Below are 16,157 nucleotides of genomic sequence, written 5' to 3' on the forward strand. Positions count from 1 at the left end.
CTTGTCACCTGTATAACCAGTAGGCGGTGGCGTCGATGCTGGCACCACTCGCAATATAACGTTTAAGCGCAGCGGTGTTGCCCATCTGGGTTGCGACCCGCAGCGTCGATACCTGTTGTTGCTCCGCCCAGTGCAGCGCCGCCTGCATGAGTTTCTCGCCCATGCCGCGCCCGGCTAACAATCCGATGCGCGCCTCGTGCTCGGTGAGCCTGCGAAGCGAAACAAAACCCTGAATCTGTCCCCCGTCAGTACGGAACACCAGACAGACGTGGTCAAACGTGCCTTTGACCGCATTCTCTATCCACTGGGCATAAAAGCGACCGCTGTCATCGGGCGCATACCAGGGCGCCCGGAAACGGCTCTGAGCGAAGGCCAGCGCCGCCATCTTGCGCAGCGTGGGGATATCCTGCTCCGTTGCAATTTCCGCGCCCGGTGAGGCGTAGCGAGCCACGGTAACAGAGAGATCAACCTCGCCCTCGACCAGCCGGAATCCGTGCTGCTGGAGGGCGTCCAGCAGATCGGCGCGGTCCGCCGGGATCTTAGCCTGTACGCGCTGCCAGGCGCTGAAGTCTGCGTCCTGCAACGCAGGGGCATTGTCGCGCAGACGCACTATCGCTGAGGGACGCGCAAAAAATGCGCTTTCCCACTCAAGGGACTCCAGCACGCCGTTGAGGATACTCAACGCCACACGCCTTTGGTATCAACAACATACTGCTGACGTACGGCATCACCGGAGACCGTTTTAAACGCATTGTGATCCACCAGCAGCACCAGCACATCCGCCGTCGCCAGCGCGTCATCCAGGGCGGTAAGGGTGCAGTGACCGGCAAGTTTTGCCGGCAACGCATGAATATTCGGCTCAACCACCAGCGTTTCACCGCTGTGCCAGGCAGCGATCATTTCGGCAATTTCCATCGCCGGGCTTTCGCGCAGATCGTCAATATTCGGTTTGAATGCCAGACCAAAGCAGGCAATTTTCAGCTCACTGGCGCGTTTGCCGCTGTCGGCCAGGCAATCCGCGACCGTGGCTTTGACCTGGTTGATAACCCAGTGCGGTTTGTGGTCGTTTACTTCGCGTGCGGTGCGAATCAGGCGTGCCTGTTCCGGGTTCTGCGCCACGATAAACCACGGATCGACCGCGATGCAGTGCCCACCCACGCCCGGCCCCGGCTGAAGGATGTTCACGCGGGGGTGACGGTTGGCAAGGCGAATAAGTTCCCAGACGTTAATCCCCTGATCGGCGCAAATCAACGACAGTTCATTCGCAAACGCGATGTTAACGTCGCGGAAACTGTTTTCGGTCAGTTTGCACATCTCGGCGGTGCGGGAGTTGGTCACCACACATTCGCCTTCAAGGAAAATTTTATACAGCTCGCTGGCGCGCGCGGAGCAGACTGGCGTCATGCCGCCAATCACGCGGTCATTTTTAATCAGTTCCACCATCACCTGGCCTGGCAGTACGCGCTCAGGGCAGTAGGCGATATTGATATCGGCCTGGTCGCCCACTTGCTGGGGGAAGCTAAGATCGGGACGCGCCTCGGCCAGCCACTGTGCCATCTGCTCGGTTGCCCCAACAGGTGAAGTGGACTCAAGGATAACCAGCGCCCCTTTCTTCAGCACAGGCGCAATGGATTTTGCCGCCGCCTCGACGTAAACCATGTCAGGCTCATGATCGCCTTTAAAGGGCGTTGGAACCGCAATCAGGTACGCATCGGCTTCTACCGGCGTGGTGCTGGCGCGCAGGAAGCCACCGTCCACCGCCTTTTTCACCACGCGATCGAGATCGGGCTCCACGATATGAATTTCGCCACGGTTGATGGTTTCCACCGCGTGCGCGTTGATATCTACGCCAACGACCTGCTTTTGACGAGAGGCAAAGGCCGCCGCAGTAGGCAGCCCGATATAGCCAAGACCAACAACAGAGATGGTAGTAAAACTCATAGCGTTACCCGATTGTGTTTAAGTGCGTGCAAAATACGACCACAAGCCTGCCCGTCACCGTACGGATTGTGGGCCCGGCTCATCGCCTGATACTCTTCATCGTCATGCAGTAAGCGCGTGACCTCTTCGACAATACGACGCGGATCCGTTCCCACCAGACGTACGGTACCAGCAGTGACCGCTTCCGGGCGTTCGGTGGTTTCACGCATCACCAGTACCGGCTTACCGAGTGAAGGCGCCTCTTCCTGAATGCCGCCAGAATCGGTCAGGATCAGCCAGGCGTGGTTCATCAGCCAGACAAATGGCAGATAGTCCTGCGGCTCGATCAGGAGCACGTTTTCCACGTGACCCAGGATACGGTTGACCGGTTCGCTGACGTTCGGGTTGAGGTGCACCGGATAGACAATCTGCACATCCTCGTTCTGCGCGGCGATTTCAGCCAGCGCGTGGCAGATTTGCTCAAAGCCACGACCAAAGCTTTCGCGGCGGTGGCCCGTCACCAGAATCGTTTTCTTGCCGTTGTTCAGGAACGGATAGCGCGCAGCAAGTTCTGCCTGAAGCTCGCTGTTAGCCAGCACGCGGTCACGCACCCAAATCAGCGCATCAATGACCGTATTGCCGGTGACGAAGATCTTGCTGTCGCTGATATTTTCGCGCAGCAGGTTTTGGCGTGAGTTCTCGGTTGGCGCAAAATGGTACATCGCCAGGTGACCGGTGAGCGTACGGTTGGCCTCTTCCGGCCACGGGGAATAGAGATTGCCGGTACGCAGACCCGCTTCAATATGACCAACGGGGATACGCTGATAGAACGCGGCCAGGCTGGTTGCCACGGTAGTGGTGGTGTCGCCGTGCACCAGCACTACATCCGGCTTGAACGACTCCAGAATAGGCTTTAATTCTAGCAGAATACGGCAGGTGATTTCCGTCAGTCCCTGTCCCGGTTTCATTATATTGAGATCGTAATCCGGGACGATAGAAAAGAGGGTTAAGACCTGATCGAGCATCTCACGGTGCTGGGCAGTCACGCACACTTTCGCTTCAATATCAGGATCTCTGGCCAGCGCATGAACCAGAGGCGCCATCTTGATGGCCTCCGGCCTGGTGCCAAATACGGTTAGTACTTTCACATCGATTCTCTTCGATTAGACGATGAAGGCCGCAGCCTTCATCGTAGACGGCGTTCTTAGTTTGTGCGGCGACGCAATAACGCTACGCCAGCGCCAGTCAGTGCGCCCACAATCCCCCACATGATCATCAGGAATGCGCGACGCGGACTATCGCGTTTTACAGGCTCTTCAGGCGTTCTTAAATAACGATAGGTCTGAAAACGCGGGTCCAGCGTTGGACCGACGTTGAGCGTATTGAGCATGGCGCGGTTTTGGTCGTAATCAAGGTCAAAGTCAGGGCCAACGGCCTGGATATTTTCCAGACGAGCCTGAAGCATTGGGCGACCAAGAAGGAACATTTCTGAATCCGGGAGTTCGTCCGCCGGAACATCCGTTTCGCTACGGGAAATATTGTGCTGTTCCGCAATCTTCAGCGCCTGCTCAAGATTATGCACGCGACGGGCGAAGATGGCCTTAGCGACCTCTTCCTGGCGTTTGACCTGCGCTTTCATCTGGATAGTGCGCGCAGCCCAGGCGCCTTTCAGCTCGTCATTCAAATGACTGGCCGCGCGCTGGCTGGCAAAAGCAACGTACTGACGCAACAGGTTATTGGCGTCCGGCGCCGTTTCCGCAATCAGCTTCACGCTGTCGCTAACGTTACGAAGCACATCGCCAGGCATAAACTGAATGTTATTAATCAGATCATCCAGCAGCGCGGCATCCGCTTTGCTGTTACCGACCATGCGCTGCTTGTAGTAGTCCGTCTGGGACCAGAAATCGCGACGTGTATCCCACGACGCCAGCTGCATCACAAACTCTTTGTAGGATTCATCCATCACCGAGGCCTGATCCGGGGTCGCCAGATTGGCCTTGATATCAAGATTACGCAGGAATTGCTGCTGGGAGTAGTAGCCTCCAAGCATATTCACCGTTGGTCGGTCTGTGATCGCCGTGGCGCTCCACTCTTGTTTTGCAAAGAAGGTGTAAGCAAGCGCTAACAGCGCGAACCCCAGGGCAATCCCTACAATCCACAGTTTGCCCTGCCATAACACGCGAAACAAACCACGAATATCCAGCTCGTTCTCAGTGCCCACTGATTTCGCTCCCGCCAACGGTTGAGTCATCATAGTCCCGGTTTTACTTAGTTAATGTTGTGTTTTTGCCACTGTTCCGACGCATCCTGCGTTTTAAACGTTTAATAAAACGCGCGACTTTCCATGCACGCTTGATGCAGTAACCGTACATGAAAAATGCTAGCAAGAATAATACCAACATTACCCATTCAGGAATGAAATGTGCGTATTCTGCGGCAACGCCAATCGCAGCCAGAATAGCAGCCGCAAGCGTAATCAACACAAATGCCTGACGAGACGTGAAGCCGGCGCGCATAATCAGGTGGTGAATATGCTGCCGATCGGGAGAAAACGGGCTCATTCCTTTACGCAGACGGCGGTACATAATAGCGACCATGTCCATCAGCGGGATGGCGATAATCCAGAGAGCCGTTACCGGGCTGATAGGGTGCGTTTTACCCTGCGTGGTTTCCAGCAGGACCCAGATAACCGTAAAGCCAATCAGGGTACTGCCCGCATCGCCCATAAAGACTTTATAGCGACGCCCTAACACACCCAGGTTCAGGCAGATGTATGGCAGGATGGCGGCAATCATAGCAAAGCACCACATTGACAGGCTGTACTGGCCGTCAAACCATAAGATGATGCCGATCGCGCCAAACGAAACAGAGGACAGCCCACCAAGCAGACCGTCTATACCGTCAACCATGTTAAAGGCGTTGATAGCCGCCCACACGGCAAACAGCGTCAGGAAGAAGCCGAATGGCCCAAGCACCAGCTCCCAGGGACCAAACACGTAGCCCAGGCTTCTGAGATAGAGGCCGCCTACCACCATCATAATGATGCCAATGGCCGCCTGTACCGTCGCGCGGAACTTCACGCTGATATCAAAACGATCATCAAGGGCGCCGACCAGTACCAGCACACCGGCACATGCCAGATAGAGTGCGGCATGGGGGATATAATAATCCGCGATCCCGAATGTGAAACAGATGCCTGCGTATACCGAAATGCCGCCCACCAGCGGAATAAGCCCCTGATGACGTTTACGGAAGTTCGGTTTGTCCACTAACCCAATTCTTTTTGCTACCTTGCGCGCAATGAACAAAAAACAGGTTGTGAATAAAAAAATACTGATCAGCTCAGTTACTGCAGTGAGTAGATTCACAATGGATTGCTCTCAACAAATGTTAGTCCCGGAAGTATAACCATGAAGCCACTGCCTCAGAAGGATTAAAGATGGCTTCTCACAACTCCCTTTGTATGTTTTTCAATCAATTATTTCTTTGACTGTGCAAACATTCTTATTGTCGCACCGACAGGTCAAAATTGGGAGTGTGTGGTAATAGCGTATAGTCCATAAATAAAAAACGCCACGTAAAAACGTGGCGTTTACTGGGATTATTTGCGTTACGAGCGTTTCATCATGTCGAAGAAATCGTCGTTCGTTTTGGTCATCGCCAGTTTGTTGATGAGGAATTCCATTGCGTCGATTTCGCCCATTGGATGGATGATTTTGCGCAGGATCCACATTTTCTGAAGCTCTTCCTGAGTGGTAAGCAGCTCTTCTTTACGGGTACCGGAACGGTTGTAGTCGATCGCCGGGAAGACGCGTTTTTCTGCGATTTTACGAGAAAGGTGCAGTTCCATGTTGCCTGTACCTTTGAACTCTTCGTAGATAACTTCGTCCATTTTGGAGCCGGTATCGATCAGCGCCGTCGCGATAATGGTCAGGCTACCGCCCTCTTCCACGTTACGCGCCGCACCGAAGAAACGCTTCGGACGATGCAGGGCGTTGGCATCCACACCACCGGTCAGTACTTTACCGGAAGCCGGCACCACGGTGTTGTAGGCACGCGCCAGACGGGTGATGGAGTCGAGCAGGATGATCACATCTTTCTTGTGCTCAACCAGGCGTTTCGCCTTCTCGATAACCATTTCCGCAACCTGAACGTGGCGGGAAGCAGGCTCGTCGAAGGTAGACGCAACCACTTCCCCTTTCACCAGACGCTGCATCTCGGTCACTTCTTCCGGACGTTCGTCAATCAGCAGCACCATCAGCACACAGTCTGGGTGATTGTAAGCAATGCTCTGCGCGATGTTTTGCAGCAGCATGGTTTTACCGGCTTTTGGCGGCGCTACAATCAGACCACGCTGGCCACGACCAATTGGCGATGCCAGATCCAGCACACGCGCGGTTAAGTCTTCAGTAGACCCGTTACCACGCTCCATGCGCAGGCGAGAGTTCGCGTGCAGCGGCGTTAAGTTCTCGAACAGGATCTTATTGCGGGAGTTTTCCGGTTTGTCGTAGTTGACTTCGTTAACCTTCAACAGCGCAAAGTAGCGTTCACCCTCTTTTGGAGGACGAATCTTACCTGAAATGGTGTCACCAGTGCGGAGGTTGAAACGGCGGATTTGGCTAGGGGATACGTAGATGTCGTCAGGGCCGGCGAGGTAGGAGCTGTCTGCGGAGCGGAGGAAACCAAATCCGTCTTGCAGTATCTCCAGCACACCGTCGCCAAAGATATCTTCGCCACTCTTAGCGTGCTGCTTCAGGATGGCGAAAATGATGTCCTGCTTGCGCATACGAGCCTGGTTTTCCAGTCCCATATTTTCGCCGAGAGTGATCAGCTCAGAAACCGGCGTATTCTTTAATTCGGTAAGATTCATAATGGTGTGGGTTCTTAAACTCGGGGTGATTCTCGAACTTAATGTTGTGAATGGTATGGCAGGGTCATCCATGCCTGTTTAGCGGCCATCACCTCATGTCTGTTCGCTGTCTGGTCACAGGGAAAGAACGCAGAACTGAAACGACAAGACGGATTGAGTGACAAGCCCGGAATCTAGCAACTTCACGCACTGTTTATGTTAACAACGGGAAGTATCGGGTAAAACAAGATTCAAACAACAAGATATGTTTAAAACGTAGTCATAGCTAACTTAGCACGACTAAAGCCGGGCGTCCAGATCTCGCCGTTAATTAGGCGCTCTGGACGCTCAGCTGAGAAACCTTACGCCAGGTTAGCGTCCAGGAACTCTTTCAGTTGACCTTTGGACAGTGCGCCCACTTTGGTCGCTGCCACGTCACCGTTCTTGAACAGCAGCAGGGTCGGGATGCCACGGATACCGTATTTTGGCGCGGTGCCCGGGTTCTGGTCGATGTTCAGCTTGGCAACGGTCAGTTTGCCCTGATATTCGTCAGCGATTTCATCCAGAATCGGAGCGATCATTTTGCAAGGACCACACCATTCAGCCCAGAAATCAACGAGGATCAGCCCGTCAGCTTTAAGTACGTCCGTGTCAAAACTGTCGTCAGTCAGGTGAATAATTTTATCGCTCATATATAACTCCACAGGAATAAGCCTGGTACGTTGGTTTTGTCTCCACCAACGACGTGTTGATGTCGCATTAACCAACTAAAGGTTGACTTTATTTCACCGGATACGCTTTCGTAAAGCAATAGTAAGCTGATATTCTACCACACTATGAGCAAAACACATTTAACAGAACAGAAGTTTTCCGACTTCGCCCTGCACCCAAAGGTGATCGAAGCCCTTGAAACTAAAGGGTTTCATAACTGCACGCCCATTCAGGCTCTCGCCCTGCCGCTGACGCTGGCCGGTCGCGATGTTGCAGGGCAGGCGCAAACCGGTACTGGCAAAACGATGGCGTTTTTAACGTCAACGTTTCATTATTTACTTTCTCACCCAGCGATTGCAGACCGCAAAGTTAACCAGCCGCGCGCGCTAATTATGGCCCCGACGCGAGAACTGGCGGTACAGATCCACGCAGACGCTGAGCCCCTGGCGCAAGCCACCGGCCTGAAACTTGGCCTGGCCTACGGCGGCGACGGCTACGATAAACAGCTGAAAGTGCTGGAAAGCGGCGTCGATATCCTGATTGGGACCACCGGCCGTCTTATCGACTACGCCAAACAGAACCATATCAACCTCGGCGCAATCCAGGTCGTGGTGCTGGATGAAGCAGACCGCATGTACGATCTGGGCTTCATTAAAGACATCCGCTGGCTGTTCCGCCGTATGCCTGCGGCAAACCAGCGTCTGAACATGCTGTTTTCCGCAACCCTGTCATACCGCGTACGTGAACTCGCATTCGAGCAGATGAACAATGCGGAATATGTGGAAGTAGAACCGGAGCAGAAAACCGGGCACCGCATTAAAGAAGAGCTTTTTTATCCTTCTAATGAAGAGAAAATGCGCCTGTTGCAAACCCTGATCGAAGAAGAGTGGCCGGATCGCGCGATTATCTTCGCGAACACCAAACACCGCTGTGAAGATATCTGGGGACACCTGGCGGCAGATGGTCACCGTGTGGGTCTGCTGACCGGCGACGTGGCGCAGAAAAAACGCCTGCGCATTCTCGACGAATTTACTCGTGGCGACCTTGATATTCTGGTCGCGACCGACGTGGCGGCCCGTGGCCTGCACATTCCAGCCGTGACGCACGTCTTTAACTATGACCTGCCAGATGACTGTGAAGACTATGTACACCGTATCGGTCGTACTGGTCGTGCAGGCGCAAGCGGTCACTCCATCAGCCTTGCGTGTGAAGAGTATGCGCTGAACCTTCCGGCCATTGAGACCTACATCGGTCACTCTATTCCACAGAGCAAATACAATCCGGAAGCGCTGTTAAGCGAGTTGCCGCCACCTAAGCGCCTTACACGTCCACGCTCCGGCAATGGCCCGCGTCGTTCCGGCGGTGCACCGCGTAATCGTCGTCGTTCAGGTTAAGAAAATATGCTCAGCTCCACCTCGCTTTATGCGGCAATTGATCTCGGTTCGAATAGTTTTCATATGCTGGTTGTGCGCGAGGTGGCGGGAAGCATACAAACGCTGACGCGCATTAAGCGCAAGGTCCGCCTCGCGGCGGGCCTGAGCAGCGATAATCATCTCTCCCCGGAAGCCATGGAACGTGGCTGGCAGTGTCTGCGTCTGTTTGCAGAACGTTTACAGGATATCCCGCTCAGTCAAATTCGCGTTGTTGCCACGGCGACCCTTCGTCTGGCGGTTAACGCTGGCGATTTCATTGCCAGAGCACAGGAAATTCTGGGCTGTCCGGTGCAGGTCATCAGCGGTGAAGAAGAAGCGCGTCTGATTTATCAGGGTGTGGCGCATACGACCGGCGGCGACGATCGTCGTCTGGTGGTCGATATCGGTGGCGCCAGTACCGAACTGGTCACGGGCACAGGCGCGCAGGCGACGTCGCTCTTCAGCCTGTCAATGGGCTGTGTGACCTGGCTGGAACGCTACTTTACCGATCGAAACCTTGCCAAAGAGAATTTTGACGAGGCGGAAAACGCGGCGCGTGCGGTCCTGCGCCCGGTCATGGACGAACTGCGCTATCACGGCTGGAAAGTGTGTGTCGGCGCGTCCGGAACCGTGCAGGCGTTGCAGGAAATCATGATGGCACAGGGGATGGACGAGCGGATCACGCTTGCCAAACTCCAGCAGCTTAAACAGCGCGCCATCCAGTGTGGTCGTCTGGAAGAGCTTGAAATAGAAGGGCTGACGCTTGAACGCGCGCTGGTTTTCCCCAGTGGGCTCGCCATACTGATTGCCATTTTCACCGAGCTTAATATCCAGTGTATGACCCTGGCAGGCGGTGCGCTGCGTGAAGGTCTGGTCTACGGAATGCTGCACCAGTCGGTCGATCAGGACATCCGTAGCCGTACGCTGCGTAACGTTCAACGCCGCTTTATTGTGGATACCGACCAGGCGCAGAGAGTGAGTCAACTGGCGTCACAGTTTGCCGATCAGGTGAAAAAAAGCTGGGATATTGAACCGTTAAGCCGCGATCTGTTGCTAAGCGCCTGTGCGCTACATGAAATTGGTCTCAGCGTGGAGTACAAGCAGGCACCGCTGCACGCGGCCTGGCTGGTGCGTAATCTCGATTTGCCGGGTTATACGCCCGCCCAGAAGAAGCTGCTGGCCACCCTGCTGCTGAATCAGACTAACGCCGTCGATCTCTCTTCCCTTCACCAGCAGAACGCTGTGCCGCCGCGCGTGGCGGAGCATCTGTGTCGTCTGCTTCGGCTGGCGATCCTGTTTGCCAGTCGGCGTCGAGATGATTTGCTGCCAGCCATTACGCTGGCGGCAGACGAGGAGAAACTGACGCTGACGCTACCGGAAAACTGGCTTGAGGATCATCCCCTTGGGGCGGAACTGATTGAGCAGGAGTACCAGTGGCAGAGCTATGTGCACTGGGCGCTTGATGTGAAGTGACCCTTGAAGCGTGCCGGGTGGCGGCTTCGCCTTACCCGGCCTACAAATAGTTATCCCTTCTCTTTGGCTTTTGCCAGCATCGCGCGAATGTTTGCCACGTTTGCCTGCCCTTTATGCATACGCTCTTCAGCGGTAATGACTTTACGCTCCTGCTCCCAGATAAGATCGTCCTGAGGCAACTCCAGCAGAAAACGGCTCGGCTCCGGGCGCACCAGCTCACCATACTGACGGCGCTCTTTGCACAGCGTAAACGTCAGCTCTTTCTGCGCACGGGTGATCCCAACGTAGGCCAGACGGCGCTCTTCGTCGACGTTATCTTCATCAATGCTGCTCTGGTGCGGCAATAGGCCCTCTTCCATCCCCACCAGATAGACATAAGGGAACTCCAGCCCTTTCGAGGCATGTAACGTCATCAGCTGAACCTGATCGGCCTCTTCTTCGCTTTCCCCGCGCTCCATCATATCGCGCAGCGTGAAGCGGGTGACCACCTGCGTCAGGGTCATGGGCTCGTCAATCTCAGATCCTTCAAGCATTTCGGTCATCCAGCTGAAGAGCTGGTTAACGTTTTTCATGCGCATCTCTGCCGCTTTCGGGCTGGCGGAGGTTTCATACAACCAGGATTCGTAATCAATGCCGTGGATCAGATCGCGTACTGCCGCCACAGGCTCGCGCTCAGCCAGACGCTGCACCTCACCCAGCCAGTGGGTAAAGCGGGTTAAGGCCTCATAGCCGCGCCCGGTCAGGGTCTGGCTCAGCCCCATATCGAAGCTGGCGGTGAACAGGCTTTTGTTGCGGGTCATCGCCCATTCACCCAGCTTTTGCAGCGTCGCAGAGCCAATCTCGCGCTTCGGCGTATTTACAATGCGCAGGAAAGCGCTGTCGTCATCCGGGTTGGTCAGCACGCGCAGATAGGCCAGCAGATCCTTGATTTCCGGACGCGAAAAGAACGACGTACCGCCGGAGATTTTGTAGGGGATGCGGTTCTGCATCAGCATCTTTTCAAAGACGCGCGACTGGTGGTTACCGCGATAGAGGATCGCGTAATCCTTGTATTCAGTTTTGTTGACGAAGTGATGGGCAATCAGCTCGCCGGTTACGCGCTCCGCTTCGTGCTCTTCGTTATTGGCGCTAAGGACTTTCAGCTCGGTGCCGTAACCCAGTTCGGAGAACAGGCGCTTCTCAAAGACGTGCGGGTTATTGGCAATCAGGATGTTCGCCGCCTTCAGGATACGCCCGGAGGAACGGTAGTTCTGCTCCAGTTTAATCACCTGCAACGCCGGGAAGTCTTTGCTCAGCAGCACCAGGTTCTGCGGACGTGCGCCACGCCAGGAGTAAATCGACTGATCGTCATCGCCTACGACGGTAAAGCGCGCACGCTGCCCTACCAGCAGCTTTACCAGCTCGTACTGGCTGGTGTTGGTATCCTGGTATTCATCCACCAGCAGGTAACGAATTTTGTTCTGCCAGCGCTCGCGCACCTCTTCATTCCGCTGAAGCAGCAGCGTCGGCAGCAGGATCAGATCGTCGAAATCCAGGACGTTACAGGCTTTCATATGCGCGTCGTACAGGCCATAACAGTGGGCAAAGATGCGGTCGCGCTCGCCTTTGGCGCTTGCCGCTGCCTGGGCCGGCGTCATCAGATCGTTTTTCCAGTTCGAGATCGTCGAGATCAGCTGTTGCAACAGCACTTTGTCATCTTCGATCAGCCCTTCCGTTAGCTCTTTAAGCAGCGCCACCTGGTCGGTGTCATCAAAGAGAGAAAAGTTGGACTTCATGCCCAGCGCCGCGTATTCGCGCTTGATAATATCCAGACCCAGCGTGTGGAAGGTGGAGATCATCAGCCCGCGCGCCTCTTTACGGCCCAGCGTCTGGCCGACGCGCTCTTTCATCTCACGCGCCGCTTTGTTGGTAAAGGTGACCGCCGCGATATGGCGCGCCTGGTATCCACAACCCCGAATTAAATGGGCGATTTTGTTGGTGATCACGCGTGTTTTACCGGATCCCGCTCCCGCCAGCACCAGGCAGGGTCCGGTGACGAATTCGACAGCTTGTTGTTGTCCGGGGTTTAAACGCATAAATGATCACTCAATGAAAGTCGGGAGAGGAGGAAAAACGCGTGGTAGTATACCGACCGTAAACTAGTCGACTCAAGGCACGATCATGGCAAAAACAGCAGCAGCACTGCATATCCTTGTTAAAGAAGAGAAACTGGCACAGGATCTGCTCGAACAGATTAAAAACGGCGCCGACTTCGGCAAACTGGCGAAGAAACACTCGATTTGCCCGTCAGGCAAACGCGGTGGTGACTTAGGCGAGTTCCGCCAGGGCCAGATGGTCCCGGCGTTTGATAAAGTGGTTTTCTCCTGCCCGGTGCTGGAGCCAACCGGCCCACTGCATACGCAGTTCGGCTATCACATTATCAAAGTGTTATACCGCAACTAATCAAAAGCCCGGTGCATTGACTCACCGGGCTTTTTTATTTGGCTGTTCCGGCGTTCAGATGCCGTCGCCGTATTCGAAGGTGTGGTGAATACCGTTGAAGTGCTGATCCATATCCATCGACGGCTTATCGCTGTCTGGCTTACCGACGATGCGCGCCGGGACGCCAGCGGCGGTGGTGTGCGGCGGTACAGGCTGGAGCACAACCGACCCCGCGCCAATCTTCGCGCCGCGTCCGACTTCAATATTGCCGAGGATTTTAGCACCCGCGCCAATCATCACCCCTTCACGAATTTTCGGATGGCGATCGCCGCTGGTTTTACCGGTACCGCCCAGCGTAACGGATTGCAGGATCGACACGTCATCTTCGATCACCGCCGTTTCACCGACAACAATGCCGGTGGCGTGGTCGAGCATGATCCCACGGCCAATTTTCGCCGCCGGATGAATATCGACCTGGAAGGTCACGGAAACCTGGTTTTGAAGAAAGATGGCCAGCGCGCGGCGTCCCTCATTCCATAACCAGTGGCCGATGCGGTACGCCTGTAAAGCGTGGAATCCTTTGAGATACAGTAGCGGCGTGGAGTATTTATCCACCGCCGGGTCACGCGTACGCACGGCCTGAATGTCGCAGGCGGCAGAAGCAATCATCTCCGGATCTGCGGCGTAGGCCTCTTCCACCACCTCGCGAATGGCAATAGCAGGCATGATAGGGGAAGCCAGTTTATTGGCAAGCATATAGCTCAGGGCGCTGCCGAGATTTTCGTGCTTAAGTAGCGTCGCGTGATAGAAACTGGCCAGCATGGGCTCACAGTCGGCCAAAGCTCGGGCTTCGGCTTTAATATTATTCCAGACGATATCCAGTTCTTCACACGGCATTGCTTGCTCCAGACGATAGTTAATGACCAGCCAGTTCTGCGCTGGCTGGGTCATTCAGGTGACGATACTTCCCGGCTAATTGCTGCTGCGCTCGTCCTTGCGCGCACGACCTAATAAGGTCAATGCTGCCTCGCGCGCATTTTTTCCGCAATACAATACCTGATAAATTTCCTCGGTTATTGGCATTTCGACACCGAAACGGTGCGCCAATTCGCGAACTTCTTTGGTATTGCGATAGCCTTCAACCACCTGACCAATCTTCTCCTGCGCGCTTTTTACATCGCTGCCCTGTCCGAGCATCATGCCAAAGCGGCGGTTACGCGACTGGTTATCGGTGCAGGTCAGCACCAGGTCGCCCAGCCCAGCCATTCCCATAAAAGTGGCCGGATCGGCACCCAGCGCTTCGCCCAGGCGGGACATTTCGGTCAGACCACGGGTGATCAGCGCCGTACGCGCATTCGCGCCGAAACCGATGCCGTCAGACATCCCGGCCCCGATGGCAATGACGTTCTTCACCGCGCCGCCCAGCTGTACGCCGATAAAATCAGGGTTGCTGTACACGCGGAAGCTTTTGCCGCAGTGCAGCAGTTGCTGAAGATCGTCGGAAAATGCCTGGTCGGTGGACGCCAGCGAGATCGCCGTCGGCAAGCCCGCAGCCAGCTCTTTGGCAAAGGTCGGCCCCGAGATCACCGCCAGCGGGATCGCTGTTCCCAGCGCTTCGCGGGCAACGTCCTGCAACAGACGTCCGGTTTCCGCTTCCAGCCCCTTCGTCGCCCACACAATACGCGCATCCGCACGCATCAGCGGCTTAATCTGACGCAGGACTTCGCCAAACACGTGGCTTGGCACCACAATCAGAATATTGCGGCTGGCCGCCAGCGCAGTCGCGAGGTCGCTTTCCAGATAGAGAGAGTCAGGGAACGGAACGTCCGGGAGAAACGCCACGTTGCAGCGGTCGTGTTGCAACGTCGCGATATGTTTTGGATCGTGGCCCCACAGGACCACGTCGTGACCATTTCTTGCCAGCGTGATGGCAAGAGCGGTGCCGTAAGAGCCGGCACCGATCACAGTCATTGACGCATTAACAGTGCTCATCAGGCATCCTGATGTTGTTCGGCACCTTCGCCAGCCTGCTGCTGTAGATAGTTCATGAACAGCGCATCAAAGTTTACTGGCGCGAGGTTCAGTTGCGGGAATGTACCGCGAGAAACCAGGCTGGTGATGCATTCACGCGCATACGGGAACAGGATGTTCGGGCAGTATGCACCCAGGCAATGCGCCATCTGGTTACCTTCGATGCCGCCGATGGAGAAGATACCGCCCTGCTGAACTTCGCACAGGAACGCAGTTTCTTCGCCCAGAGAGGCGGTCACGGTGACACGCAGTACGACTTCATACACATCATCCGCCAGCTGGGTGGATGCGGTATCCAGATCAAGTTTAACCTCTGGCTGCCAGTCTTTCTGGAAAACGTGCGGCGCATTTGGCGCTTCGAAAGAGACATCCTTGGTATAGATGCGCTGGATCTGGAAAGTCATCTCGGTGTTATTTTGTTCTGACATGGAAAAACCCTTTTTAATTGTCCTAAAGTCTCTAGCTCAGCAGCGGATCGAGTCCACCACGGGCGTCGAGCGCATACAAGTCATCACAGCCGCCAATGTGCTGCGCATCAATAAAAATCTGTGGAACCGTTGTGCGACCACTGCGTTGGATCATCTCTTCGCGTTTAATCGCGTCACCATCGATCGGCAGTTCCTTGAACGTTACGCCTTTGCTGGACAGCAGCGCTTTCGCTCGGTGGCAGAACGGGCACGTTGCTTTGGTGTAGATCTCAATATTGGCCATCACTTAACTCCTTATTTACCGCGCACTAAAGGAAGATTCTCCCCGCTCCAGCCGGAGATGCCTTCTTTCAGCACCGTTACGTTTTCAAAGCCTGCTTTATGCAGTGCGTTGGCAGATTCCTGCGCCTGCATGCCAGTGCCGTCAACAACAATAATCGGCTGGGCTTTATGCTTCTCCAGCTCACCAATGTTGTTCGCTTTAATTTCCGCTGGCAGCAGGTTGATAGCACCTGCAATATGGCCCTTGCGGAAATCGTCGCGCTGACGCAGATCGACAACCACGGCGTCCTCTTTGTTGATCAGACGTGTCGCTTCACCGCGGGTGATCACCTTAATTTTAGACGTCAGTCCTTTAAATGTGGTGAACAGTACAGCGACCAGCAGGCCAATCCACGCGATGCTCAGAACCGGGTGGCGGCTAACGAATTGCATAATTTCTTGCATGGGGGTAACAACTCCCGACTAAGTGATTAAAAAAACCAGGACAGGAGTATACCTGTGCGCTGTGGCAAATACAGCCAGCGACATAAAGCTAATCTATTTTCTGCGGCATGCCACGTAAAAAAAGCCTCAAAATGGCCTGAGAACAGCCTTGCCCCCGCGCTTTCTTTGATCTTCTGCGGCTATTTT

At 54.9% G+C, this 16,157-nt stretch carries 16 protein-coding genes; 3 read left to right on the plus strand and 13 right to left on the minus strand.

What is annotated here, in order from left to right; all coding sequences use genetic code 11:
* Positions 1-4 precede the first annotated feature (4 nt).
* The 7 genes from rffC to trxA form a co-directional block, all read right to left on the minus strand.
* On the minus strand, positions 5-682 hold the full coding sequence (gene rffC / locus ACOTZD_RS15355; protein ID WP_022650165.1) for a dTDP-4-amino-4,6-dideoxy-D-galactose acyltransferase: 678 nt from the start codon (positions 680-682) through the stop codon (positions 5-7).
* Positions 679-1,941: a UDP-N-acetyl-D-mannosamine dehydrogenase gene (wecC, locus tag ACOTZD_RS15360; protein ID WP_023323981.1), complete on the minus strand. Its 1,263-nt coding sequence runs from the start codon at positions 1,939-1,941 to the stop codon at positions 679-681. Before wecC ends, rffC begins: the two co-directional genes overlap by 4 nt.
* Positions 1,938-3,068, minus strand: coding sequence for a non-hydrolyzing UDP-N-acetylglucosamine 2-epimerase (gene wecB / locus ACOTZD_RS15365; RefSeq protein ID WP_174402208.1), 1,131 nt, complete (start codon positions 3,066-3,068; stop codon positions 1,938-1,940). The genes wecC and wecB overlap by 4 nt, the downstream gene beginning before the upstream one ends.
* 56 nt (positions 3,069-3,124) lie before the next feature.
* Positions 3,125-4,171: an ECA polysaccharide chain length modulation protein gene (gene wzzE, locus ACOTZD_RS15370; protein WP_017383601.1), complete on the minus strand. Its 1,047-nt coding sequence runs from the start codon at positions 4,169-4,171 to the stop codon at positions 3,125-3,127.
* Between the two features lie 13 nt (positions 4,172-4,184).
* Positions 4,185-5,288 (minus strand): UDP-N-acetylglucosamine--undecaprenyl-phosphate N-acetylglucosaminephosphotransferase, encoded by a 1,104-nt coding sequence (gene wecA / locus ACOTZD_RS15375; RefSeq protein WP_001050933.1) that lies wholly within the window; start codon positions 5,286-5,288, stop codon positions 4,185-4,187.
* A 242-nt stretch (positions 5,289-5,530) separates the two neighbouring features.
* Complete coding sequence (rho, locus tag ACOTZD_RS15380) at positions 5,531-6,790, minus strand: transcription termination factor Rho (RefSeq protein WP_001054528.1); 1,260 nt, start codon at positions 6,788-6,790, stop codon at positions 5,531-5,533.
* A gap of 341 nt (positions 6,791-7,131) precedes the next feature.
* The gene (trxA, locus tag ACOTZD_RS15385; protein WP_006812392.1) at positions 7,132-7,461 is read right to left on the minus strand and encodes a thioredoxin TrxA; all 330 of its coding nucleotides are present in this window, start codon (positions 7,459-7,461) and stop codon (positions 7,132-7,134) included.
* 144 nt (positions 7,462-7,605) lie between these two features.
* Between trxA and rhlB the strand changes: the two genes are divergently transcribed.
* Positions 7,606-8,874, plus strand: a complete 1,269-nt coding sequence (gene rhlB / locus ACOTZD_RS15390; RefSeq protein ID WP_003860827.1) for an ATP-dependent RNA helicase RhlB — start codon at positions 7,606-7,608, stop codon at positions 8,872-8,874.
* 6 nt (positions 8,875-8,880) lie between these two features.
* Complete coding sequence (gene gppA / locus ACOTZD_RS15395) at positions 8,881-10,365, plus strand: guanosine-5'-triphosphate,3'-diphosphate diphosphatase (RefSeq protein ID WP_032661064.1); 1,485 nt, start codon at positions 8,881-8,883, stop codon at positions 10,363-10,365.
* A gap of 50 nt (positions 10,366-10,415) precedes the next feature.
* On the opposite strand, the gene rep is transcribed toward gppA, so the two are convergent.
* Entirely contained in the window at positions 10,416-12,440 is a 2,025-nt protein-coding gene (rep, locus tag ACOTZD_RS15400) for a DNA helicase Rep (protein ID WP_003860830.1), read from the minus strand.
* An 85-nt stretch (positions 12,441-12,525) separates the two neighbouring features.
* On the opposite strand from rep, the gene ppiC reads away from it, so the two are divergent.
* Positions 12,526-12,807 (plus strand): peptidylprolyl isomerase PpiC, encoded by a 282-nt coding sequence (gene ppiC, locus ACOTZD_RS15405; protein WP_006812396.1) that lies wholly within the window; start codon positions 12,526-12,528, stop codon positions 12,805-12,807.
* A gap of 54 nt (positions 12,808-12,861) precedes the next feature.
* On the opposite strand, the gene cysE is transcribed toward ppiC, so the two are convergent.
* From cysE to ACOTZD_RS15430, 5 genes are all read right to left on the minus strand, one after another.
* A complete protein-coding gene (gene cysE, locus ACOTZD_RS15410) occupies positions 12,862-13,683 on the minus strand; it encodes a serine O-acetyltransferase (protein ID WP_022646641.1) in 822 nt (273 codons plus the stop codon).
* Between the two features lie 75 nt (positions 13,684-13,758).
* On the minus strand, positions 13,759-14,778 hold the full coding sequence (gene gpsA, locus ACOTZD_RS15415; protein ID WP_006812398.1) for an NAD(P)H-dependent glycerol-3-phosphate dehydrogenase: 1,020 nt from the start codon (positions 14,776-14,778) through the stop codon (positions 13,759-13,761).
* Positions 14,778-15,245 (minus strand): protein-export chaperone SecB, encoded by a 468-nt coding sequence (secB, locus tag ACOTZD_RS15420; RefSeq protein WP_003860835.1) that lies wholly within the window; start codon positions 15,243-15,245, stop codon positions 14,778-14,780. The genes gpsA and secB overlap by 1 nt, the downstream gene beginning before the upstream one ends.
* 31 nt (positions 15,246-15,276) lie before the next feature.
* Positions 15,277-15,528 (minus strand): glutaredoxin 3, encoded by a 252-nt coding sequence (gene grxC / locus ACOTZD_RS15425; protein ID WP_003860837.1) that lies wholly within the window; start codon positions 15,526-15,528, stop codon positions 15,277-15,279.
* Between the two features lie 11 nt (positions 15,529-15,539).
* Positions 15,540-15,971, minus strand: a complete 432-nt coding sequence (locus ACOTZD_RS15430; protein ID WP_003860840.1) for a rhodanese-like domain-containing protein — start codon at positions 15,969-15,971, stop codon at positions 15,540-15,542.
* Between the last annotated feature and the right edge of the window lie 186 nt (positions 15,972-16,157).

The sequence above is a fragment of the Enterobacter cloacae complex sp. SHL022 genome (genome assembly GCF_049237785.1).
GTDB lineage: Bacteria > Pseudomonadota > Gammaproteobacteria > Enterobacterales > Enterobacteriaceae > Enterobacter > Enterobacter hormaechei_C.

Bases quoted from the DNA above. Each gene is read 5' to 3' on its own strand.
- ppiC (WP_006812396.1), top strand. From the start codon at position 12,526: ATGGCAAAAACAGCAGCAGCACTGCATATCCTTGTTAAAGAAGAGAAA.
- wecC (WP_023323981.1), bottom strand. From the start codon at position 1,941: ATGAGTTTTACTACCATCTCTGTTGTTGGTCTTGGCTATATCGGGCTG.
- cysE (WP_022646641.1), bottom strand. From the start codon at position 13,683: ATGCCGTGTGAAGAACTGGATATCGTCTGGAATAATATTAAAGCCGAA.
- ACOTZD_RS15430 (WP_003860840.1), bottom strand. From the start codon at position 15,971: ATGCAAGAAATTATGCAATTCGTTAGCCGCCACCCGGTTCTGAGCATC.
- gppA (WP_032661064.1), top strand. From the start codon at position 8,881: ATGCTCAGCTCCACCTCGCTTTATGCGGCAATTGATCTCGGTTCGAAT.
- rhlB (WP_003860827.1), top strand. From the start codon at position 7,606: ATGAGCAAAACACATTTAACAGAACAGAAGTTTTCCGACTTCGCCCTG.
- rep (WP_003860830.1), bottom strand. From the start codon at position 12,440: ATGCGTTTAAACCCCGGACAACAACAAGCTGTCGAATTCGTCACCGGA.
- wzzE (WP_017383601.1), bottom strand. From the start codon at position 4,171: ATGACTCAACCGTTGGCGGGAGCGAAATCAGTGGGCACTGAGAACGAG.
- secB (WP_003860835.1), bottom strand. From the start codon at position 15,245: ATGTCAGAACAAAATAACACCGAGATGACTTTCCAGATCCAGCGCATC.
- grxC (WP_003860837.1), bottom strand. From the start codon at position 15,528: ATGGCCAATATTGAGATCTACACCAAAGCAACGTGCCCGTTCTGCCAC.
- rho (WP_001054528.1), bottom strand. From the start codon at position 6,790: ATGAATCTTACCGAATTAAAGAATACGCCGGTTTCTGAGCTGATCACT.
- trxA (WP_006812392.1), bottom strand. From the start codon at position 7,461: ATGAGCGATAAAATTATTCACCTGACTGACGACAGTTTTGACACGGAC.
- gpsA (WP_006812398.1), bottom strand. From the start codon at position 14,778: ATGAGCACTGTTAATGCGTCAATGACTGTGATCGGTGCCGGCTCTTAC.